The sequence below is a fragment of the Streptomyces paludis genome (assembly GCF_003344965.1).
GTDB classification, from domain to species: Bacteria; Actinomycetota; Actinomycetes; order Streptomycetales; family Streptomycetaceae; genus Streptomyces; species Streptomyces paludis.
This window is the reverse complement of sequence record NZ_CP031194.1, coordinates 6,674,784-6,696,510: the sequence shown is the minus strand read 5'-3', so window position 1 is coordinate 6,696,510 and position 21,727 is coordinate 6,674,784. Positions and strand designations below refer to the sequence as shown.

The window sequence follows — 21,727 nt, the reverse complement described above, 5'->3', positions numbered from 1 at the left end:
GCCTCCGGCGGCCGGGATCAGCCCTCGCTCCACTTGCGCCACCCGCGCCACACCGCCTTGGCCGCGTTGTGCCCCGCCATGCCGTGCACCCCGGGCCCCGGCGGGGTCGCGGAGGAGCAGAGGAAGACGGCGGGGTGCGAGGTGGTGTACGGGGAGAGGGAGAGCTTGGAGCGCAGCAGCAGCTGGAGCCCGGAGGCGGCGCCGCAGGCGATGTCCCCGCCGATGTAGTTGGCGTTGCGGGCGGCCAGCTCGGGCGGTCCGGCGGTGGCGCGGGCCAGGACGCGGTCCCGGAAGCCCGGTGCGAAGCGCTCGATCTGCCGCTCGATGCCGTCGGTGAGGTCGCCGTCCCAGCCGTTGGGGACATGGCCGTACGCCCAGAACACGTGCTTGCCCTCGGGCGCGCGCGACGGATCGACCAGGCTGGGCTGCGCGGTGATCAGGAACGGGGTCTCGGGCACCCGGCCGCCCGCCGCCTGCCGCAGCGCGGCGCCGATCTCCCGGCTGCTCGGGCCGATCTGGACGGTGCCCGCCCGGCGCGGCTCCTCGGCGGTCCAGGGCACGGGCCCGTCCAGCGCGTAGTCGATCTTGAAAACGCCCGCGCCGTACCGGTAGCCGTCGTACGCCCGGCCCAGCCCGGCGATCCGGGCGAGGGCGGTCGGGGAGGTGTCGAAGATGTACGCGCGGGCCGGCGGCAGGTCGTCCAGCCGCTTGACCTCGTACCCGGTGTGGACCGTACCGCCCAGGTCGCGGAGGTACGCGGCGAGCGCGTCGGAGATCGACTGCGAGCCGCCGCGCGGCATCGGCCAGCCGCCCGCGTGCGCGGCGAGCGCGAAGACCAGCCCGACGGCGCCGGTGGCGAAGCCGCTGAGCGGGGCGATGACATGGGCGACGAGCCCGGCGAACAGGGCGCGCGCCCGGTCGTCGCGGAAGCGGCGCATCAGCCAGGTCGACGGCGGCAGACCGGCCAGCCCGAAGCGGGCGAGGGTGACGGGGTCGCGCGGCAGCGCGGTGAGGGGCAGGGACATGAAGTCCGCCGCGAAGGTGTCCCACTTGCCGAGGAAGGGCGCCACGAGACGGCGGTACGCGCCCGCGTCGCGCGGCCCGAAGGAGGCGGCCGTCTCGGCGGGCGAGCGTGCCAGCACCGCCGCCGTACCGTCGTCGAAGGGGTGCGCCATGGGCAGTTCGGGGTGCAGCCAGTCGAGTCCGTACCGGGCGAGCGGCATGGTCTTGAAGACGGGCGAGCCGACGCCCAGCGGGTGGACGGCCGAGCAGGGGTCGTGCCGGAAGCCGGGCAGGGTCAGCTCCTCGGTGCGCGCGCCTCCGCCCACCGTCTCCTTGGCCTCGAACACGGATACGGAGAAACCGCGCCGGGCCAACTCGACCGCGGCGGTCAGGCCGTTGGGTCCCGCTCCCACGACGACCGCATCGAGCATCGACGTCACCTTCGGACTCCTCTGTCAGCGCTTGCCGACCCAGCCCCTGTCGGCGCTGTCGGCCACCCGGTCGGAGCCCCAGCGTATTCCCGGGCACGGCCGGTCCGGATACCGGTCCCGGCGGAGACAGCCACCCTCACCCAGCGAACACGTCTCGCGACCCTGCGTTATCCTGACGTGTCGCCTGACGCACCGTCAGCGACATGTCAGCACCCGAAGGGAATCTCCGAGTGAACCGAATGCGCTCCCTCCTCGCCGGATTCGGCGTCACCGTCGCCCTGGCGATGGCGCCCGCCGCGCACGCGGCACCGCAGCAGCCGGAGGAGGTACGGCCCGCCACCGGCGTGAACATGGCGGCCGGTCAGCACGCCCCCTGCACCGGGGAGTTCCGCGGCGACGCGCGGCTCGGCCCGAAGTGGCTGCCGAAGCGGGGGCAGCGTCCGGTGGGACCGCTGCTGACGGACTACCAGCGCACCGGCCGGCTGAGCCCGTCCGCCTTCCTGAAGAAGTACTGGGAGGGCCCGGCGGACACGGGCAGCTGGAAGTACCCGCCCAATGACGGCTTCGCCGAGGTCAACGGTGAGATCGACAAGACGGCCACCCGGCTGCGCCCGGGCCAGAAGCTGGACCGCTTCGGCTCCGAGTACGGCGCTTACCTGGCGCCGGCGGGCGACGCGTACGGCAAGCGCGCGCTGCCGCCGCAGAATCTCAACACCCGTGACACCGCCGTGCCGTGCGACTACCGCGTCTACAAGGTGACCAAGCCGTTCTCGGTGTGGCAGGGCAGCATCGCCCCGTGGTTCGAGCAGCCGGGCCGCGGTCAGCAGATCAAGCTGGACCCGGTGTTCCTGAACCCCGGCCAGGACCAGCGGCTCAATGTGAAGTGGCTGCTGGACAACGGCTATCTGGCGCCGTCCGCCGCGTAACGCGGAGGGACGCGGGACGGATGACGCGATGGACCGCTACGCGCTGCGCGCCGCACTGAGCGACGCGGGGGTGCCCGACGGCTACTACCGCATCGAGCAGGTCCACGAACCGGTGCCCACACCGCCCGACTTCCTTTTCCTGAGGGAAGCGGAGCACGGCGGGACGTGGGAGACCGGGGTCTACGAGCGCGGGGTGTACGAGACGATCGCCCGGCACCCGAGCGAAGAGGCGGCCTGCGCGCATCTCCTGCGGCTGCTCGTGAGCTGACCCGCGGCCGGTGCCGCGGCGCGGGAACTCCGGACCGGCTCGCCGTGCCGCTCGCGCGACGGCCGGCCCCCGGCTCTCAGCCGCCGGCGAGCAGCCGCTCCCGGACCCGGCGGGCCGTCGCCGCGTCCCGCGCCGCCGTGAAGGGCAGCGCGTTGCCGCCCGTGATGCGGTACGGCTCGCCCGTGAGCGTCATCTGGGTGCCGCCCGCCTCCGCCACCAGCAGCAGGCCCGCCGCGTGGTCCCAGGCCAGCTCCCAGTTGAAGGCCACCGCGTCGAGCGTGCCGCGGGCGATGGCCAGGTACTCCAGCCCCGCCGCTCCGCAGGGGCGGGCCTCGATATCGGGACAGCCCAGACCCAGCAGGGCGTTCTTCTGCGCCTCGTCGGTGTAGTCCGGGTGGGAGTGGGCGACCTTCAGCACCGCCCCCGGTTCCGGGGCGCCGGAGCGCAGCGGGACGCCGTTGAGCACGGCTCCCCGGCCGCGTACGGCGATGGCCATCAGGTCCAGCGCCGGCGCGTACGTCCAGGAGGCCAGCAGTTCGCCGCCCTGGGCGAGGGCGACGAGCGTGCCGAAGTTCGGCTCGCCGCGTACGAACTGGCGGGTGCCGTCGACCGGGTCGATGATCCACACGGGCGCGTCGCCGCCCAGCGCGTCGTACCGTGCCGGGTCCGCGTGCACCGACTCCTCCCCGACCACAACGGAGCCGGGGAGCAGCTCGGTCAGGGTGGCGGTGAGGTGCTCCTCGGCGCGCCGGTCCGCGACGGTCACGAGGTCGTGCGGCCCGCTCTTCTGGAGGACCTCGTGCGCCGCGAGCCGGCGGAAGCGCGGGAGGATCTCGTCCGCCGCGGCCTTGCGTACCGCCTCCTCTACGGCGGCGACGCCGGGGCCTTGGGCCGTTCCCCTCAGGGGAACCGTTCCGTACACAGGGTCATCGATCATCTCCCCAGATAATCACGCCGCGGCGGCGGGGGCAGGAGCGCCTCGGACGGGAGTCCGGCGCCGGGGCCGCGCGACCGCCGCGGCCCGGCTCAGTGTTCCGCCCTTCTCCCCGGCAGTGTCAGCGCCACGTACAGGCCCAGCGACACCGCCAGGCCCACCGCCCAGCCGTAGTCCGCCAGCGGCTTCAGGAGCGGGATCAGACCGTCCTCGGGGAACGGGCCCTTGCCCGGCGCGGAGTGCGACCCGCCCACGGCGAGCACCCCGCCGACGGCGAAGGCGATCACGGCCCGGGGGTTCCAGCCGCCCCGGTACCAGTAGCGGCCGCCGGGCCGGTAGAGGTCGGCCAGGTCGAGGACGGTACGGCGGACGATCCAGTAGTCGGCGATCAGGATGCCCGCGACCGTACCGAGCAGTCCGCCGACCAGCCCCAGCCAGGTGAAGATGTACAGCTCCGGGGTGGCGGTGAGCTTCCACGGCATGATGACGACCCCGACGACGCCCGTGATCAGCGCGCCCGTACGGAAGTTGATGATCTTCGGCGCGAGATTGGCGAGGTCGTACGCGGGTGAGACGACATTGGCCGCGATATTGACCGAGATCGTCGCGATCAGCACGGTGACCAGGGCGAAGAGCAGCCCGAAGACGTTGTCGGTCTTGGCGGCCAGCTCCACCGGGTCCCAGATCGCCGCCCCGTACACCGCCTGCGATCCGGAGGTCACCAGGACCGACAGCAGTGCGAAGAGCGTCATCGTGGTCGGCAGGCCGAGCGTCTGGCCGAGGATCTGGGCACGCTGGCCGGCGCCGAAGCGGGTGAAGTCGGGGATGTTCAGGGAGAGGGTGGCCCAGAAGGCGATCATCCCCATCAGCGAGGGGAAGAAGACGGGCCAGAAGTCCTTGCCCCAGCCCAGTTTCGAGGGCTGGTCGAGCAGCGGACCGACGCCGCCCGCCTTGACGGTGATCCAGACGAGCAGCACGAGCGCGCCGACGATCACGAAGGGCGCGGCCCAGTTCTCGAACCGCCGCAGGGTGTTCATCCCCCGGTAGATGATGGCGAGTTCGAGCGCCCAGAAGAGGGCGAAGCAGACCCACAGGGTCCACGGCTGCCCGCCGATCCGGGACGCGTCGGCCCAGCCGCCGAAGATCTTGCCGAGCAGGACGAAGATGCCCTGGCCGCCGATCCAGGTCTGGATCCCGAACCACGCGCAGGCCACGCCCGCCCGGACCAGCGCGGGCAGATTGGCGCCGCGCACACCGAACGAGGCGCGGGCGAGCACGGGGAAGGGGATGCCGTACTTCGGCCCGGCGTGCCCGGTCAGCAGCATCGGGAGCAGCACGATCACATTGGCCAGCGCGATGGTGAGGATCGCCTGTTTCCAGTCCATGCCCAGCTCGACCAGCCCGGAGGCCAGCAGCCAGGAGGGGATGTTGTGCGCCATGCCGACCCACGACGCATGGTGCTGAACACCAACATTCTCTAAGGTGTGTTCCACGTCCTTGGAGAGGGTCACATGTCAGCTACCCACGCGCGCACTCTGCGCGCCATCGTGTACATCCGTGTCAGCACCGAGAAGGAGGAGATGCAGAGCCCGGAGCAACAGCTCTTCTCCTGCTCCGAATACGCGGCGAAGAACAACATCACAATCATCGGCAAGCCCGTTGAGGACCTGAACCTCACCGGCAGAGAGTCCGCCAAGCGGCAGATCGCCTCTGTCATTGAGCGCGTTCGCGCCGGAGAGGCGGACGTCGTCCTGGTCTGGAAGTGGTCGCGCTTCGGGCGCAACAACTACGAGTCCCAGGTGAACCTTCGGGAGCTAGAGAAGGCCGGCGGCCGACTCGTCGCCGTCACCGAGGATTTCGACACAACCACGTACCACGGCCGCTTCAGCCGGGACAACATGCTCTTGGTCGCCGACTTGCAGTCGGGCATCATCGGCGCGACGTGGCAGGAGGCGCACGAGCGCCGCCACCGCAAGGGCCTGCCCCACACGGGCCAGGCCCGCTTCGGTTACCAGCGCTGCCCCGACTGCCGCCGCAAAGAAGACGCGCCGCAGGAGTACCTGAGCTGCGACACCTGTAAGGGTGTCTTGGTAGTGGACCCCGCCCGGGGGCCAGCCCTTGCCGAGGCGTACGAACGCTTCACCGACGGTGAGTCCGTCGCCGGCATCGCGGCCGACATGGCCGAGCGGGGCATCCGATCACTGTCCGGCACGGTCATGAAGGCCACCCAGTGGCAGGTGGTCATGGACTCCGGCTTCGGAGCCGGCCTGATCCGCTGGCGCGGCCCCGAGTACCGGGCCAAGCACGGCCGGCAGTCCAAGAAGCCCAGCACGTACGACAACTGGGCTGCGGGAAAGCATAAGCCGGTCATCAACATGGCCACCTGGGAGCGCTACAAGCGCCGCCGCGAGGCCAGCAAGGGCATCTCTTGGCCCACGTCGGCCAAGTACTCCTGCTCTGGACTACTGCGCTGCCAGGCCCAGAACGCCGCCGGGAACCTGTGCGACCGGCGCCTAGTGGCGTCCGCCGTGCTCCGATCTGGCGGCGGAGACACTAAAATCTTCCGGTGCCCGGACATCAGCGTGAAGGCGTGCAAGGGCGTGACCGTCACGCTCCGCCGCGCGGAGGACGCCATCTTGGCCTGGCTGCTAGAGCGCAGTCGCGGTCAGGATATGGGTGTGATGGCGATGAAGCGCGCCGCACGCCGGGCGCGCGCTGTGTCCGACATCCCTTCAGTCGAGAGGGAGTTGACCGGAAAGCGCACCGAGGGTGCGCGGCTGCTCGATCTGTACCTGAAGGCGCTCGTCTCCGAGGAGGACTTCAGGAACAAAAAGGAGGAGCTGGACGCGGAGGTATCCCACCTCGAATCCCGGCTCGAAGTGCTGCGCCTGGACTCGGGCGAGGGCGTGATCCCCTCCGCCGAGGATTTCGCCACGCTGGCGGACCTCTGGCCCCGCATGCAGCCCGCCAAGCAGCGGGCTGCGCTGGGGAAGGTGGTGGGCCGCATCAACATCGTGAAGACCCCGGGCAAGCAGTACAACAAGATCGAGATCATCCCTGTATGGGAAATGGATCAGGCTGCGTCCTGATGCGCCGCTGGCGGGGTCTGGTCCTCACGCCAGAGGCGGTACGCCTCGGCGCCGATGATGTCCCAGAACCCCCGCCAGCACTCCGACTCCGTCGGCTGATCGTCCTCCACGACTCCTCCTTACGCCGCGCGGCGGCAGCGGTGCGGCTTCGCCGTACGGTCGTGCCGTGGACAGTGCCGCTCGTACTCGGCGCGGCAGAAGCGACAGGTGACCCCGGCCGGCAGGCCGCAGTTGCAGTTCGGCCCCACGCCGGCCTCCTGTGCCCAGCGGCCGGCGGCCCACGCGTCCAGGTCCGCCTTCAACTCGGCGGCCCCCCTGGCCTCGCGCCAGCCGCCCTCGATGAGCATCTTGGAGGTGAGGGCCTTGATCTCCTCGCCGCGCTCGTTGCCCCGGAAGAAGTCGTACGCGTCCCGGGCGCTCGCGAAGGCCGGGGCCAGCATGAAGCGCCCACGGCCCAAGCCCGTCTTCGCGTCCCAGGCCAGGCCCTGACCCGCGGTACGGGCGGCGCTGCCGGCCTCTGTGGCGCGCTGGAACTTCTCCGGGGAGTCCAGGATGCCCCGGGCAGAGAAAGGGCCCAGGACCACCGTGTGGGTGGCGCCCTGGGCCTCATATCTGATCTGGCCGACCACGGCGAGGCGGTGTGTTCTGGACCTGACCGCGTCCAGCGCCTCGATGACGGCCTCGGCTACCTCAGCTCCCGTTCGAGAGGAGTTCTTCGGATCGGTCAAGATCGTCTCTACTGCGGTCAGCTCGCTCTTTCTCACGGCGCGCCAGCGCCTCCTTCCCGGCTCGGCTCCAGGTGACGATGGTGGGCTGGGAGACTCCCAGCCGGTCCGCGACCTCTCGGGTGGTGGCGCCCTGCTCAAGGGCCAAATAGATCTGGATCTTGTCCAGCTCATCGGCGGATGTGGCGGCGTGGTGGGTCAGGGCAACGTTCTCCAGCAGTGCGGTGCGTACGTGATCGGGCAATTCGATCTTCCTTTTGGGTGGCACGGGGGTCCCCTTTGTGGGTGGCGATGGCAGCATGGACAGTGTCGTCTCAGAGCGGGCATTTCACCCTCCCAAGACGCTGTCTTGGCGGAAACCTATCCACTGCCATACCTGCGCTGCCCATGCGGGGGACCGCTCAGTAAGCCGTTCACCGGCCATGCACCCCCGCGGGTGCGGCCGACGTAGTGGAACCCTGCCCCCGGCCACCGCTGGTGGCGGTGGCCGGAACGCGGGCAGCGTGGGGGGTGGGAGGGGGCAGGTTCACTGCTTCCGCTCCTCCAGGATCTTCGCGCCCCTGGCGGCCTTGCCCCTGATGGTGCTGGGGCTCACGCCGCCGATGGCCGCCGCGATGGCGGCCTGGGGCAGGATGCCGGCCTCCAGGGCCTGATGGATGGCCACCAGGACGTCGTCCGCGGCCTGCTCGGCCGCGTCGTTCAGCCTGCCCAGCCTGGCCATCGCCAGACGCTTCTGCTGGCGCGTGGGCGCGCTCATGCGCTCTTCCTCTCGAAGTCAAAGCCGGCGACCTTGGGGAGCGGCTCTGTGGACATGTGACGGAGGATGGTGATGTCCTCGCCGGCGGCGTAGGCGTTCCACGCTTTGACGATCAGGGCGTACGCGTGGTCGCGCTTGCCCTTGCCGGTCGGGAGCCCGCCGTGGAAGCGTCGCCGGAGGTGGAGACGCGGGTCCCGCGCGCCCAGATCCTCGCCCGTACGGACGCCGGCCAGCCACGTCTGGATCAGATCGTGGGCCAGGTCATCGCTGCTGCGCGCGGCCTGCGCGATGACGGCCGCGTGCGGGCCTACCGGGATACTGGCCTCCAGCGAGGCCCCCTGGATGTCCTTGATGTACCAGGTCAGCTCGGGCCAGGCGTGAAAGGTCGCCACGACCTCCGGCGTCGTGATCTTCGAGAAGCGGGGCATACCCCAGCGGTCGCCGTCCGCGAGCGCGGCCAGGTGGCGCGCGGCGGCGGCGATGTTCACCGCGTACGGCACGTTGAGCACGTGCGCGGCCGTGCGCTTGTACCCCTGGTCCACCACCTCGAAGATCTCGCGGGGCTCGGCCGGAAAGATCCAGACTTCCAACGTGGTGTTGCTGTTCGCCTGGGCCTTCATGCGGTGCTGCCCACTAATGATGTAGCCCTCAGTGTCGAAGATGTACCCCTCGGGCGTGCCCGACCTCCAACGGTCGGCCTCCATGTCCTTCTGGTACTTGAAGGACACCGCCTTCGACATCGGACGGTTCTTCGGGTGGTTGCGGTACGAGAGCCAGTCGGACGCCATCTCGGGCGTCACGGTCACGATCTGAGGTGTGGACGGCAGCGGGAATCTGGACCCCTCCGGGGTCAGCTCGTCCCTGACGATCTCCATGCGTCTCCTCTCCATGGACGGGGAAGCGGCCCTCGCTGAAAGTGAGCAGCGAGGGCCGCTCGTAGACCGAGCGGGGCTCGAACCCGCCGCCTCCCACCGGGAGGGCTGCACCCGCAGTCGATCCGACACCGGGATATCGCCCGGTGCACCAGCCGCGACCCGTCGGCCGCGAACATGAAGAAGGCCCCGACGGGGGTGACGGGGCCTTCAGCTTTTGTGAGCGCTGCGCGCTCAGATCTTGTACTCGTACCCAATAGTCAAGCGCTGGGGCAAGCACCATTCGCCGTAGACGATCACGCCCTCGGCGTCGCTCCACTCGTGCGCCCCGGCGAGGATCGGATCGCCGGTGGCGATGTTGAGGTGGGACGCCTCGCGAGCGTCGGCGGTGCGGCTGTGCATGGCATCGCGGCCATGCGCCACCCGGCGCCCGGTGGCGCGCTCGATCTGCTGGAGCAGGTCATTGCCCGCTCCGGGCGCCGTGCTGAGCACGTCGGGGACCAGCTCCGCGAAGGCTGCGGGGAGCCAGTCCACCTCCAGCATCAGGCGCGTCTGGCCGGTGCCGACAAGGTATTCCCGCCTGATGAGCTGGCCGCCCGGGTCCTGGTCGAACGCCTCCGCCACGTACAGCGGCGGAACGACGGGTCCGGCGCTCAGGACCCGCTTGGTCTCGCCCTTGCCCAGGACGCTGCCGGTCCGGCGAATGCGCTCCAGCCGGTCGGCCGGTGTGGCCGTGTTGGCTGGCCTGTCGGCCACGAAGCTGCCGCGCTGCGTGGTGACGATCCAGCCCTCCGTGCGGAGCCAGCCCATCGCGGCGCGCACGGTGGCGGTGGCTGCCCCGTGCTCCTCGGACATCACCCGTACGGGTGGAAGCTGATCGCCGGGACTGAGGGCCCCGTCGCGGATGAGCTGCCGGTAGTGCTCGGCAATACGGACATTCGGCGTGGTCATGCAAGGAGCATTGCACCTTGAACTAGCCCATCACAAGACTTGTATTGGACTAGCTCACTCCCTACTCTCGAACTATCTCACCGACCCACGGTAAGCGGGGAGTACCTATGAGTGATACCCGGAATGTCATGCTCAGGCGGCGGCGCATGGAGGCGGATATCCGCATCGCGCGCTGGCTCGCCAGCTCCATCACGGAGCCCGACTTCGCGTACGAGGACTGGCAGCGCGGGCGCCCTGCGGTGCTGCGCGTGGGAGTCCGGTTCGACGCGGTGAAGATGCACCCGAACCTCGTGCACGCCGCGCTGGGCGTGACGGGCGTGACGGACGTCGTGGATGCCATGCCCGTCATGATTGGCGGGCCCGTGGTAGCGCACCCCGGGCCCTGGTATCACGCGCTGGTGCCTGTAGGGACCTGCGCTCGCTGGGGCGAGCCGTACGGCACGATGCTCGGCGTCGGCGGGTGGCTCAAGGTGCCGCATCCGTCGAATCGCGGCACCAGCGACGTCCACTGGGCGTCGCCCGTCGTCGCGCCTGGTCAGCTCTGTGATCCGGGGGACGTGGCCGCGCTGCTGCGCGCGGGCGCCGGAAAGCTCGGGGACAACGCGTGATCGGCCCGGTCATAGGCCGCGCCACCGCCATAGAGCGGGGGCGGACGCTCACCGCTTACAGCGCGTACATACGGCACGTGCAGACCTGCGCGCGGTGCATCAGGGGCCCCGTCGGCACGAGGTGCCCGGACGGCCAGCGCACGTGGGCCGCGTTCCGAACGGCTCGCTGAGCGAGCCCCCAATCGCCCGTACCGCCTGCGGCATCCCCGTAGATGGCAGCACCGCAGCGCGGTGCGGGTGCACAGAGGCAGCCCCTGGGAGTGTGTCCCGGGGGCTGCCGCATGCGTGCCGCTACTCGGCGTCGGCCTCCGCGCGGACGCGGCGGAGGTACGCGTCCAGCTCGTGAATGACGCCCACCGTGTGGTCGCTGGAGCCGATCATGCCCTCGGTGATCTCGGCTGCGATCTCGGTCAGCCGCTCATCGGTCGTGCCGGCGACGATGTCGTACTCGTCGGCCTCCGACCCGTTGGTGACGTCGTCGGCGTCCCACTCTCCGACGATGTCGGGCGCGTCGAAGCCGGCCTCCAGGACGACGTCCATCCCCTTCTCCGCCGACTTCGCGTCGGCCCCGAGGACAGCCACATGGGTTTCGCCGTTCCAGCTCTTCTCCCAGTCCGCAAGAATGCGGTCCGCCAGCGGCGCCAGCTTGGCAAGCAGCCGATTGACAGCGACGGCGGTCAGGACCGGAATCCTGTACCGGCGCTCGAAACCGGTACGTACGGCACTCGGCGCGGAGCCGTCGATCTGAGAGTCATAGTCAGCGAGCAAGGTTCCCTCGCTCAAGTCCAGCTCGATGTACGCGGTCTGGGTCTCGCCGCGCCCCTCGTAGCGTCGGCACAGCTCAAGCGCCCACGTGCACTTGATGACCTGAATAGTCGTCATGGGATCACCTTCCCGATCGGCTGGGCGTGAGCGCCCAGCACAAAAGGCCCCCGAAAGAGGCGGGGGCCTTTTGCTTTGGCCCGAATGTCGGGCCGTCCCCGCTCGCGCGGGGAAGAGCACCCAGAAGAGCCGCGGAGGCTATCGACGGGCCATCCCCGCGTACGCGGGGTGCGCATAACAGGAAAGCGTCCCCGTCCAACGGGCCATCCCCGCAGCTGCGGGGTGTGCATACAAGCTGCGCGCCCTCACTGAACGGGCCATTCCCGCTGACGCGGGACGTACTGCGTCCCCACGGACGCGGGGAGCATGTGAACCTGCAACAGCTCTACGGTCCAACCCCGCGAAGGCGGGGAGTAACGGGGTACCGGTGCTGGCTGCCCCCGGCTGTGCCTACTATGGCACGCCCGTGGTGGTCCTGTCAGCTCAATGCGTACGACAGGAAGCCCCGGGAGACAGGTCGGCAAGGTGGCCCGCTTCGACCCCCCTCACGGGGCCGATACCGAGCTGGACGCCGAGCTTCCGCCAAAGCTCCGCGTCCCCCGTTGCTGGCTCGACCGCCGACCGAATGTCCGCGAGGAACTCGCGGTCCTCGACGGTAAGGCGCTCCTGGCGACCAGCGCTCACGGCGCCCAGCAAGTAGATAGCGGCGTGGCCGCTGGAGTTTTTGTAGTTACATGGCACGTCTTTGTCCCGGACCGGCGCGCCGGTGAACTGCTGCGGGTAGTTGCCACCCCTGCCGATCAGGTACCACGGCACGCGGGGGTCATCCCACGCATACGTGTCATGGAACTCGATCTGCACGCTCACGTATCCATACGTGACCGACTTGCTGATCTTGCCGAGTCGGGCAATAACCTCTGGTGTGATCTCCATGGTTCACCTCTCCTTGAACCAGCGGTTCCAGACATCCCTGCGGACCTCCGGGCGCCGCTCCTGTGCTGCTTCATTCTCGCGCTCCGCGCGGCGCCTGTCAGGCGCTCTGACGGGCCTCTGTACCCGCTGCTGCGGCATGGCTCCCTCTCCAGTGCCCCGGCCCGCCCGGCGGGATGCTGCCGCCGCCGGGCGAGGGGGTGTTCGTGTCAGCCCGTGCCGCAACCGCAAGTGCCGCCGGGCGTCTGGCAGTCGGGCAGCGTGCCGCAGCCCGCGGCCGGGCCGGCCGCCGCGCGGCGTCCATCGCGGTGACGTACACCGCGACCTCCGGCAACATCTGTTTCTCGTCGTTGTCGACCATGTGATCCCTCTCTCTGAGTACATGGACGTGCGCAGTGTTCGGGCGGCGCCCGACGCTCTGCGCTGCGGTCATCGATCGGTCTTCGAACGAGGCGATGACCGCCGGAGGCCCTGCCTCCAAGAGGCCGCGCGCCGTGCCGGGGAGAGGTCCGGGAGACACGCGGCCACTTGGCCGCAGGGAAGGAAGGGAGACCCCCGCCGGGGGGCGGGGGTCTCTGTGGGGTCACAGGCAGTCGTACGGGTCGGCCCGCAGGGCGTTGCCCTCGCGCCTGGTCAGGTACGCCACGCTGTAGATCGCGGCCTCGCCGCTGTATGCCGGCACGGGGCGCTCCGCCAGCGGGGGGAGCCCCTGAGAGGTGCCAGGGGCCACCCACATGTAGCCATGGACGATCCACACGCGCTCGTGATGCGCGCGGCAGTAGTACAGCCCAAGGGCTTTCAGCTCGCCGCAGTACTCAGGCGACATGCCGTCTACGGTGATCTCGTACCCGCAGACCTGCGAGCCCGGGTCGGGCTCCTTGGACAGGATCTTGGCCACGGTCACTCACCCCCCGGGGTGAACTCGTAGGCCGCCAGAAGCCTTCCGCTCCGAAGGCCCGCCGTCCAGATGATCGCCATCGGACGGCCCTCGCGGTCCTCCCCCGTCCAGACGCGGACGGAGTGGCGGAGGCGGCGCGCCACCTCCATGTCCTGCGCGAAGGTCATCACGGAAACGACCTTCGCGCCGTCGTGCGTGTGCTCGGAGATGACCGCGTCGGGCACCCCGAACATGGTGTCGGTCATGATCTGCCCCTCTCCATGGGCAGTTGGTCACCTGGGGTAATCAGCCCCGGGCGCGGTTCCTGCGGAACCAAGGGGGCCCACACCCGAAGGTGTGGACCCGATGGCTCTTACAGGTACTCAGGGGCGCCGAACGGCCACGATGCGGCCGAGGTTTCCGTGCAAACCCCGCTCGACCATGCTTCGCCGCACCAGGTCAACCGCCTCCTGCACGGTCGGCATGGCGACGGAGCCGCGAACCTCTGTCCGCCTACGGACAGAGGTTGTCGTGCGCGTCCAGTACGAGCCCGGATTCAGGGGCTCGGCGCACACGTAGACCGAGTGCAGGCGCTGCCCTCCGGGCGGGTAGACGATGTACCCCAGGGTCTCCGGCTTGACCAGGTCGATCACTGCGCTGCTGATGATGCTGGTGCTCATGTCGAGTCCTCTCCTGACTCATCAAACGGGCAGGGAAATCACGCCCTGCCCGCATGACGAGTGACAGCGCGGCCGGTGGCCGCTGCGCCGCACACCGTGCGACGTGCTGCGGAGCATGTGCGCCGCCGGGCGCCGCCGGTTCGGCCTGCCACTGCTGAGGTGGCTGGCAGCCGTCCGGAGTGTGGCGCCCGGGAATGCCGAACATGCTCCGCTCGTACGGTGTGCGTCGCGCTGGCCGTACGGCCGCGCTGTCATCGTCGTGTGCACGCTGCCCCATCGGAGAGATGAGCAGCGCTTCCTTCTTCCCTGAGTGTTGTTCCGCCGGTTGGTCGGCGGTTCGTCGGCGCCCGGGCTGTGACCCCCATCTGCATCGGTCGCCGCTCACGGCCAGCAACCCCCCCGGTTTCAGGCCCGGGTGACCTTGTGGGTGACTTCCCCTGTTGTGAAAGGGCTCAACTTGGGCTTGAAACAAGCCACTTGAGACCCTGCGGACTCGTCCCAGTTACGCCCCGTTTCCGGTGCTCCCTGGGGAGTGACATAACCATGCCCTCTGATCAGCTTTCCTGTCAACGTGAGTCGGGATCTTTTTTCAAGATCCTTTCCAGTGGGCCTCTGACCTGCATATTTTAGGTACTCCTTACCTGGTTGAATCTGGTTCAAGATAAGCATCGATCAGAGTTCTTTGATTGTGATCATGGTGTGGCTGTGTGTGAAGACCGCAGGGAGAGTGTCCGGAGAGTGCGGAGCGCACACATCCGGGGCACAGGCGCACACGGGGCGCGAAGGTCGTCAACGGCCGTGCGGCGGCCTGGAGTCGGCCCGGTGGGCAGGCGGGGCGGCGGGGGCCGCAGAGGCCCGTGAGGGGCCGCGCAGCGGCGCGGGGAAGTGGCGCCAGGGCGAGGGTGGCCGGCTCGCGCGCGCGGGTGCCCGCGTGTGCGTACGTGCGCGCGTGAGCGCACATATTGGCGACCATCGGTCGCCACGGTCCAGCGGACCGACAGCAGTCCGGAGGACTGTCCACCCCCTTTCCGCCGGACGTCCCCCTGAGGGGGACTGGCGGTACAGCGGATCGGCGAAGTGAGTCAGGGCAGAGCCCTGCTCACTGAGCTACGCCATAGGTGCGCTTGCAGCGCACACAGGTGGTCACCACCGTGTGACCACACAGAGAGAGCCCAGACCGTAGGTCCAGGCTCTCCACAGGTGGGCTATCAGCCCACATATACGCAGGTCATCGACCTGTCTGGGGCACACACACCCATGTTGATGGGGGTGGGTGGCACCCTCGCTCATTCGAGCGAGGCACCCATATCGGACATGTAATGTCCGATTCTGTCCCCATGTGTGCCCTATCAGGGCACTTATGTACTGTTTGACCCCCGGGTGTTAAACCCGGGTGCCTCGCTCGATAGATGGTGACCCACCATCTATCGTTGATAGACCCCCTAGGGGGCCGTAGGCCCCATATGACTGTGGCCCCAGCCGTAGGCCAGGGCCACTCATGTCATGTCCGCCGTCGGCGGTTCTGGGGGCCCTGGAAGGGCCCATATGGGGCTGGATTGGAAGTGCTTTTCTTCCGGTCCAGCTCGCTGCGGTCCAGCTTAGCAGATGCCTGCAAATCCGATTGCATGCCACATCTATGACGGATGGTCACGAACCAGCCATCCGGGCAGGTCAGCGCCCCTGGCGGGCGTGGAGCTGCCGCAGGCTCCGCCGGTTCTGGCTGCGTACGCCGACGTATTCCGTCGGCCGGCTCTTCGGCATCACCAGCTCCAGTTCGACCGGCCCGCCGCGGGCCTCTGCCCGCCGGGCTATCTCGGCCTTCTTGCAGGCGGTGTGAGTCCATCCGCCAAGAAAGATTTCAATGTCCGTTCCGGGCTCGATCCTTATTGCACATGATGTGCAATAGCCCGCGTACTTCGCCTTCATGGTGGCCGTCCCTCCCGAGGTCATTCCGGCACCGTCGGGGCGCAGCGTAGGGCCGTTGGCTGATATATGCGGACAGATGTACCCTCCGCCCCCGGTCGGGCCCCCAGGGAGGCCCCCAGCCCCGGGGAGGTGCACGGATGGCCAGGATCGTGGCCGATCCCTCCCAGCTCCCGGGCATCAAGCCGCGGGACCGGCGGCGCAACACGCTCTCCAGCGCGGAGAAGAAGCAGACCATCCTGGCCGCGGTACGCATGGGGCAGACGGTCGAAGAGGGCTGCCGGCAGGCCGGCTGCTCGCGCAAAACCCACGAGTACTACCGGAAGAGCGACCCGGACTACCGGGACGCCATGGATCGGGCGCTGCGGGCCCGGACGGAGGGCGCCGCCGCGGCGCGCAAGGAAGTCCCGGACTTCCCGGAGTTCTGCGCGACGTACCTGGACACGCAGCTCTTCGCGCACCACTTGCAGTGGTACGACCTCCTGGAGGGCCGGGAGCCCCGGAACCTCCACCCGGTGCAGCGGTACATCAAGGGCGACCCGGACACGGTCCTGATCAACACACCGCCGGAGCACGCGAAGTCCACCACGATCACCGTCAACTACGTGACGTGGCGCATCGTTCAGGACCCGTCGATCCGCATCCTGCTGATCTCGAAGACGCAGGCCCTGGCCGCGAAGTTCCTCTTCTCGATCAAGCAGCGCTTGGCCGAGTCGAAGGCGTACGCGCAGCTCCAGCAGGACTTCGGCCCGCCGGGCGGCTGGAGCGAGGGCGCGTCCACCTGGACGTCCACACAGATCCGCATGGCCGGCGTGGACTCCGGGGAGAAGGATTACACGGTCGAAGCCGTCGGCTTGGGCGGCCAGATTTACGGCACCCGTACGGACCTGGTCATCATGGACGACTGCGTGGACAACACGAACCACCAGCAGTTCGAGAGCCAGATCGACTGGATTCAGAACATCGTGGGATCCCGCGTGGCCGACATGGGCGGCCGGATGCTGCTGGTCGGGACCCGCATGGCGACGGTGGATCTCTACTCGGAGATCCTGAAGCCGAGCTACTACAGCGACGGCGCCTCGCCGTGGACGTACCTGACCCAGCCCGCGGTCTTGGAGTTCGCGGACGACCCGAAGGACTGGATCACCCTCTGGCCGGAGACGAACCGGCCGCCGGTGACCGTGAGCGCCCGCAAGCAGGCCGTGGCCGAGGGCTGGCCGCGAGACGGCCTCTGGCCGATGTGGCACGGCGTGGCGCTCGCGCGGAAGCGGTCGCGAATGCGCCCGCGCAACTGGTCGATGGTCTACATGCAGGACCAGGTAGCCGACGACTCGATCTTCAAGGCCGAGGACGTGGAGGGCTGCATCGATCGGGCGAGGTGGCCCGGGGTGATGACCGACGGCCAGTCGGATCATCGGAAGTACGGGATGGACGGCCTGCTGGTCGTGGCCGGCCTGGACCCGGCCGCCGCCGGGTGCACCGCCATGGTGGTGGTCGGGCTCGACCGCCGCACGGGCGTGCGCTGGATTCTGGACGTGGTGAATAAGCGCGGCATGCCGCCGCATGAGATGCGCTCGGAGATGGAGCGCCTGACCGCGAAGTACAGCATCTCTGAGTGGCGCGTCGAGAAGAACGCGTACCAGGGCAGCATTGTCCAGGACCAGTTGATCAAGACGTTCATGAACGCGCGCGGCACGCTGCTGACCGCGCATCACACCGACGCGAAGAAGTGGGACTCCGACTTCGGTGTGGCCTCCATGGCCACCCTCTTCGACGGCTGGCGCGACGGCCGGCACCTCGTGCGGCTGCCGTCACAGACGCAGTCTGAGGCCGTGAGGGCCCTCATCGAGCAGTTGTGCGCGTGGTTCCCGGAGACCAAGGGCCTGACCGACATCGTCATGGCCTGGTGGTTCGCGGAGATCAGGTGCAGGGAGCTGATGCTCACCGACTTCGACGGCTGGCACGCGAACAGCAGCGAGTTCACCTCGGAGCGCGACGCGGCCGGACAGATGGTCGTGGACGTGGACTTCGCCTTGCAGCAGCAGGGCGCGGGGGCCTGGGACGGCTCCCTCAACGGCTGGTGAGGCGAGATGGACGGCATTCACACCCAGTGCCCATCGCGGCACCCCGAGACCGGCTCTCAGTGCGTGCGCCTCAAGGGTGCTCACTGGGAGCACCAGGACAGCAACGCGCGCGACGTGTATTGCCGATGCTGGACAGACCCGGAGGAGTAGACATGGCAGTACCGATGACCCCTGATCAGTGGCTCAAGGCGCTCCGCGCCGAGGGCGTCACGGACATCGTGGAGATGCCCGGCTGGCGGAGCAACAACCGCAACCACAAGGGCGCGTGGGGCAGTGTGCACGCCGCGATGATCCACCACACCGGCGGCGAGGGCGCGGCGCTGCCCGGCATCGTCTTCAACGGCCGCGACGACCTTCCTGGCCCGCTCTGCCACGACTACCTCACCCGCACCGGCCGGCTGTACCTCGTCGGCAACGGCCGCGCGAACCACGCCGGGACGGTCGCGAAGAACGCGTACGACGCGGTCCTCAACGAGCGCTCCGCACACCCGGCGCCGGACGCCGCCGAGCCGATCGACGGCAACGCGGTCTCGTACGGGCTGGAGTGTGAAAACACCGGCGCCGTCGGCCGCGACTGGCCGGCCGTGCAGTACTACACCGCGGTACGCGTCCAGGCCGCCCGTTGCCGCTTCCACGGCTGGACCGCTGACAGCGTCTGGGCTCACAAGGAGGCCACGCGCCGGAAGCCGGTCGATCCCCGCATCGACATGGCGAAGTTCCGCCGCGACGTGGCCGAGCGGCTCAAGCACCCTGCGAGCTGGTCGCCGCCCACCACCCCCACCACGCCGACGAAGCCGGCGCCCACGCTGGCGTCGCTGGATGCGCGCGTGACTGCGCTGGAGAAGAAGGTCAAGTAGCCGTCGTACAGTTCGCCCCCAGGAGGTGGTCATGGCGGACATATCACTCATAACGCGCCGCGTGGAGGCCCTGCGCCGTGACGCCGCCGAGCGGGACGTACGGCACCAGACGGTTTTCGACGCGCGAGCGCAGAAGCTCGACAACATCGCGCCGGGCAGCATGCCCGACGCGTGGCCGCGGCCGATCACGGCCAACGCGATCGACACCAGCGCGCGCCAGCTCGCGGAGAACTTGGCACCCCTGCCGTCGATCAACTGCTCCACGGGCGTGATGAGTTCGGAGCGCGCGAAGAAGTTCGTCTCGCGCAAGACGAAGATCGCGTACAGCTATGTCATCGACTCCAAGTTGAAGTCGGCCATGCCGACGGGCTGCGACTGGTACCTGACGTACGCGGCGATGCCGATCGTGATCGAGCCCGACTTCAAGGCCGGCCGGCCGCGGCTGCGCATCGACAACCCGATGAAGCACTACGCCCAGTACGACCTGGGCGGCAACGTCATTTCGTACACGAAGGTCTGGCGCGAGACTGCGCGCCAGCTCGCGGCGAAGTTCCCGGAGCACGCCGCCCGGATCATGGGCGGTGACCAGCCGTACGGCCGCCAGGTGGGCGGGGACGTTGAGCTGGAGCTGATCAAGTACTGCGACAAGGACTCGTACGTCCTGTACATGCCCGAGCGCTCGAACTTGGTGTTGATGGAGACCCCGAACCTGTTCGGGAAGTGCCCCGTCGCGATCGCGCGGAAGCCGCAGTGGGACGAGCAGGAGCGCGGCCAGTTCGATGACGTGATCTGGCCGAGCCTGGCCCGCAACCGCATGGCCATGCTGGGCCTTCAGGCCACGCAGCAGACCGTACGGGCGCCGCTGGCGCTACCCCCGGATGTGCAGCGGATCCCGATGGGCGATGACGCGGTGATCCGTACGAACTTCCCGGAGAAGATTCGCAGGGTCGGCACCGACATGCCGCAGGCCGCCTGGCAGCAGGAGGCCATGCTCCAGCAGGAAGTCCAGCGCGGCACACGCACGCCGGCCAGCGCCACCGGCGACGTGGACGCGTCGATCATCACCGGCCGAGGCGTGGATGCCCTGAACGGCGGCTATGACATCCAGGTGGCCACCGGCCAACTGATGATCGGCACGGCGTTGGAACAGGCGCTTGAGCTGGCCTTCGAGATGGACGAGAAGTTCTGGCCGGACACGAAGAAGACGGTCAGCGGCGTCATCAACGGGACGCCCTTCGAGGAGACCTACACGCCCGCGAAGGACATCAAGGGCAACTACCGCGTGAGTGTCAGCTACGGCTTCGCCTCGGGGATGAACCCGAATCAGGCGCTCGTTTTCCTGCTCCAGCTCCGCGGGGACCAGCTCGTGCCGAGGGACTTCGTCCAGCGCCAGCTTCCGATGGACGTGGACGTGGCCCAGCTTCAGGCCCAGGTAGATATCGAACAGGTAACGGACGCCCTGAAACAGGGCATCTTCGCAATGCTCTCGTCGGCCGGGATCATGGCCCAGCAGGGCATGGACCCCACGCAGGTGCTCGCGCAGGCCGCGAGCATCATCGAGATGCGCGAGAAGGGCGCCTCGATGCACGAGGCGATTTTGAAGGCGTTCCAGCCCGAGCCGCAGCCGGAGGCGGAGGCCGACCCCATGGCCGCACTGATGGGCGGCGGCCCCGACGCCGGAGGCGGCCCGCTCCCGGGCATGGACCCGTCCACCGGTGCCCCCGGCGGCGTCGCGCCGGGCCAGGCCGGGATGGGGCAGGGCGGCGCCCCCGACCTGATGAGCATGCTCGCCGGGCTCACGTCCGGCGGCCGGCCGTCCATGTCCACATCCGTCAAGCGGCAGGTACCGGCATGAGTTGCGAGCAGTGCGGGCGCGAGCCCGAGAACGGCACTCCTACCCACTGGATCGGGTGCCCCGAGACTCTGCGCGAGCACGCGCGGAACCTGGCGGAGCCTGACTTCGCCAGGGCGCTCTGCGAGCACGACGGGTGCTCGGAGCCAAGGAAAGAGTGGTCCGGCCGGGGCGCCCGGCCGAAGTACTGCGCCGCAGGACACAAGAAGGAGAAGTCATGAGCGAAGGATTCGCGGGCGACCCGTTCCATGAGGGCGGCAGCCAGCCCATGGCCGGCCTGAAGGGCGGCATGGAGCAGCCCCACACGCAGCAGCCCGCCACGAGCGAGGCGCAGACCAACCCCCGGTCCGCCGGGACGGACAACGTGGGCCAGAGCTGGAACTCGACCTCGCTCGGGGCGAGCGCGGGCACCACCGGCAGCAACGACAAGAACAAGCCCCATTGATCACTTTACGGATGTCCGCAAAGTGAAAACGGTTCTCAGGAGGAGCCATGGCCAGCGGCGGATACCGCAAGCCCGCCAGCCCGGCGCCCGCGAGCGGGCCGGGGGCTCTGTCGCGCCGTACGGACGGCGGCCCGGCGCAGCCCCAGCGCCTGCCGTCCGGCGGCGCGTACGGGGAGCGCCAGAATCTGGAGCAGCTCCAGCAGGGCGGGGCCATGTCACAGTCGCCCGGCGGCGACGTCGGGGCGCCGGCGGGCCCTGCTGACGTGACGGAGGGGCTGATTGGTTTCGGTGAGCCGTCGCAGATGGCTGATCAGCCCCTCACTGAGGGCGCCGACGCGGGCGCCGGGGGCGGCCTGGAGGCGCTGGGGCTGCCGAACCAGCCCGCCGAGGATGCGACCAGGCTTATCCAGTACCTGCCGGTGCTGGAGCACATGGCGAACCAGCCGGGCGCGAGCAAGGCAGCGCGAAACCTCGTCCGCCAGCTCAAGGGGATGGCCTGATGGAGTGGTTCGATGACCTCGGCAACATGGCCTCGCTCTTCCCGGACACACCGGGCCTGGCCTGGGACTTCGCGCTGAACGGCGCGAGTCCGGACTTGGTGGGCTACGGCCTGGCGTACGGTCTCCAGACCGCCGAGACGCCGATCGACGTTTACCCCGCCGAGGGGGTCTGAGTGGGCATCGGTGGATGGCTG

Annotated in this window: 24 protein-coding genes and 1 pseudogene; 10 read left to right on the top strand and 15 right to left on the bottom strand. The window is 69.0% G+C overall.

Annotated features, from left to right (window positions below):
• Positions 1-17: 17 nt before the first annotated feature.
• The gene (locus DVK44_RS29685; RefSeq protein ID WP_114663715.1) at positions 18-1,442 is read right to left on the bottom strand and encodes a phytoene desaturase family protein; all 1,425 of its coding nucleotides are present in this window, start codon (positions 1,440-1,442) and stop codon (positions 18-20) included.
• Positions 1,443-1,663: 221 nt separating this feature from the next.
• Here DVK44_RS29685 and DVK44_RS29680 point away from each other — a divergent pair, with 221 nt between their 5' ends.
• Positions 1,664-2,359, top strand: a complete 696-nt coding sequence (locus DVK44_RS29680; RefSeq protein ID WP_114663714.1) for a TNT domain-containing protein — start codon at positions 1,664-1,666, stop codon at positions 2,357-2,359.
• 28 nt (positions 2,360-2,387) lie between these two features.
• Complete coding sequence (locus tag DVK44_RS29675; RefSeq protein ID WP_114663713.1) at positions 2,388-2,627, top strand: hypothetical protein; 240 nt, start codon at positions 2,388-2,390, stop codon at positions 2,625-2,627.
• 76 nt (positions 2,628-2,703) lie between these two features.
• On the opposite strand, the gene DVK44_RS29670 is transcribed toward DVK44_RS29675, so the two are convergent.
• Positions 2,704-3,564, bottom strand: a complete 861-nt coding sequence (locus DVK44_RS29670; RefSeq protein ID WP_114663712.1) for an inositol monophosphatase family protein — start codon at positions 3,562-3,564, stop codon at positions 2,704-2,706.
• Between the two features lie 89 nt (positions 3,565-3,653).
• Positions 3,654-5,015: pseudogene (locus DVK44_RS29665) on the bottom strand (NCS1 family nucleobase:cation symporter-1); the annotation flags it as partial.
• Positions 5,016-5,072: 57 nt separating this feature from the next.
• Between DVK44_RS29665 and DVK44_RS29660 the strand changes: the two are divergent.
• A complete protein-coding gene (locus DVK44_RS29660) occupies positions 5,073-6,650 on the top strand; it encodes a recombinase family protein (protein ID WP_114663711.1) in 1,578 nt (525 codons plus the stop codon).
• On the opposite strand, the gene DVK44_RS37755 is transcribed toward DVK44_RS29660, so the two are convergent.
• The 6 genes from DVK44_RS37755 to DVK44_RS29635 form a co-directional block, all read right to left on the bottom strand.
• Complete coding sequence (locus DVK44_RS37755) at positions 6,635-6,760, bottom strand: hypothetical protein (protein ID WP_269439633.1); 126 nt, start codon at positions 6,758-6,760, stop codon at positions 6,635-6,637. The two genes, DVK44_RS29660 and DVK44_RS37755, sit on opposite strands and share 16 nt — an antisense overlap.
• Before the next feature lie 9 nt (positions 6,761-6,769).
• On the bottom strand, positions 6,770-7,378 hold the full coding sequence (locus DVK44_RS29655; RefSeq protein ID WP_162794120.1) for a hypothetical protein: 609 nt from the start codon (positions 7,376-7,378) through the stop codon (positions 6,770-6,772).
• On the bottom strand, positions 7,341-7,619 hold the full coding sequence (locus DVK44_RS29650) for a helix-turn-helix domain-containing protein (protein ID WP_162794118.1): 279 nt from the start codon (positions 7,617-7,619) through the stop codon (positions 7,341-7,343). The genes DVK44_RS29655 and DVK44_RS29650 overlap by 38 nt, the downstream gene beginning before the upstream one ends.
• Before the next feature lie 282 nt (positions 7,620-7,901).
• Positions 7,902-8,132 carry a hypothetical protein gene (locus DVK44_RS29645; protein ID WP_114663708.1) on the bottom strand — a complete coding sequence of 77 codons (231 nt, stop codon included), beginning with the start codon at positions 8,130-8,132 and terminating at the stop codon, positions 7,902-7,904.
• Positions 8,129-9,007 carry a hypothetical protein gene (locus DVK44_RS29640; protein ID WP_114663707.1) on the bottom strand — a complete coding sequence of 293 codons (879 nt, stop codon included), beginning with the start codon at positions 9,005-9,007 and terminating at the stop codon, positions 8,129-8,131. The genes DVK44_RS29645 and DVK44_RS29640 overlap by 4 nt, the downstream gene beginning before the upstream one ends.
• Positions 9,008-9,238: 231 nt before the next feature.
• Entirely contained in the window at positions 9,239-9,955 is a 717-nt protein-coding gene (locus DVK44_RS29635) for a GntR family transcriptional regulator (protein ID WP_114663706.1), read from the bottom strand.
• A 107-nt stretch (positions 9,956-10,062) separates the two neighbouring features.
• Here DVK44_RS29635 and DVK44_RS29630 point away from each other — a divergent pair, with 107 nt between their 5' ends.
• Positions 10,063-10,563 (top strand): hypothetical protein, encoded by a 501-nt coding sequence (locus tag DVK44_RS29630; protein ID WP_162794116.1) that lies wholly within the window; start codon positions 10,063-10,065, stop codon positions 10,561-10,563.
• A gap of 291 nt (positions 10,564-10,854) precedes the next feature.
• Here DVK44_RS29630 and DVK44_RS29625 read toward each other — a convergent pair whose 3' ends face one another.
• From DVK44_RS29625 to DVK44_RS36550, 6 genes are all read right to left on the bottom strand, one after another.
• Positions 10,855-11,445 (bottom strand): hypothetical protein, encoded by a 591-nt coding sequence (locus DVK44_RS29625; protein WP_114663704.1) that lies wholly within the window; start codon positions 11,443-11,445, stop codon positions 10,855-10,857.
• A 423-nt stretch (positions 11,446-11,868) separates the two neighbouring features.
• A complete protein-coding gene (locus DVK44_RS29620) occupies positions 11,869-12,318 on the bottom strand; it encodes a hypothetical protein (RefSeq protein WP_114663703.1) in 450 nt (149 codons plus the stop codon).
• A gap of 580 nt (positions 12,319-12,898) precedes the next feature.
• Positions 12,899-13,213 (bottom strand): hypothetical protein, encoded by a 315-nt coding sequence (locus tag DVK44_RS29615; RefSeq protein ID WP_114663702.1) that lies wholly within the window; start codon positions 13,211-13,213, stop codon positions 12,899-12,901.
• A 2-nt stretch (positions 13,214-13,215) separates the two neighbouring features.
• Positions 13,216-13,458 carry a hypothetical protein gene (locus DVK44_RS29610; protein ID WP_114663701.1) on the bottom strand — a complete coding sequence of 81 codons (243 nt, stop codon included), beginning with the start codon at positions 13,456-13,458 and terminating at the stop codon, positions 13,216-13,218.
• Between the two features lie 117 nt (positions 13,459-13,575).
• The gene (locus DVK44_RS29605) at positions 13,576-13,872 is read right to left on the bottom strand and encodes a hypothetical protein (RefSeq protein ID WP_114663700.1); all 297 of its coding nucleotides are present in this window, start codon (positions 13,870-13,872) and stop codon (positions 13,576-13,578) included.
• Between the two features lie 1,671 nt (positions 13,873-15,543).
• Positions 15,544-15,798 (bottom strand): hypothetical protein, encoded by a 255-nt coding sequence (locus DVK44_RS36550; protein WP_162794114.1) that lies wholly within the window; start codon positions 15,796-15,798, stop codon positions 15,544-15,546.
• A 137-nt stretch (positions 15,799-15,935) separates the two neighbouring features.
• Between DVK44_RS36550 and DVK44_RS29600 the strand changes: the two genes are divergently transcribed.
• The 6 genes from DVK44_RS29600 to DVK44_RS36545 all read left to right on the top strand — a co-directional run bounded on the left by DVK44_RS29600 (position 15,936) and on the right by DVK44_RS36545 (position 21,706).
• Complete coding sequence (locus DVK44_RS29600) at positions 15,936-17,879, top strand: hypothetical protein (protein WP_114663699.1); 1,944 nt, start codon at positions 15,936-15,938, stop codon at positions 17,877-17,879.
• A gap of 152 nt (positions 17,880-18,031) precedes the next feature.
• Entirely contained in the window at positions 18,032-18,736 is a 705-nt protein-coding gene (locus tag DVK44_RS29595; protein WP_114663698.1) for a peptidoglycan recognition protein family protein, read from the top strand.
• Between the two features lie 31 nt (positions 18,737-18,767).
• The gene (locus tag DVK44_RS29590; RefSeq protein WP_162794112.1) at positions 18,768-20,591 is read left to right on the top strand and encodes a hypothetical protein; all 1,824 of its coding nucleotides are present in this window, start codon (positions 18,768-18,770) and stop codon (positions 20,589-20,591) included.
• A gap of 214 nt (positions 20,592-20,805) precedes the next feature.
• A complete protein-coding gene (locus DVK44_RS29585; protein ID WP_114663696.1) occupies positions 20,806-21,033 on the top strand; it encodes a hypothetical protein in 228 nt (75 codons plus the stop codon).
• 47 nt (positions 21,034-21,080) lie between these two features.
• Positions 21,081-21,533 (top strand): hypothetical protein, encoded by a 453-nt coding sequence (locus DVK44_RS29580; protein ID WP_114663695.1) that lies wholly within the window; start codon positions 21,081-21,083, stop codon positions 21,531-21,533.
• Positions 21,533-21,706, top strand: a complete 174-nt coding sequence (locus DVK44_RS36545) for a hypothetical protein (RefSeq protein ID WP_162794110.1) — start codon at positions 21,533-21,535, stop codon at positions 21,704-21,706. Before DVK44_RS29580 ends, DVK44_RS36545 begins: the two co-directional genes overlap by 1 nt.
• Positions 21,707-21,727: the final 21 nt, after the last annotated feature.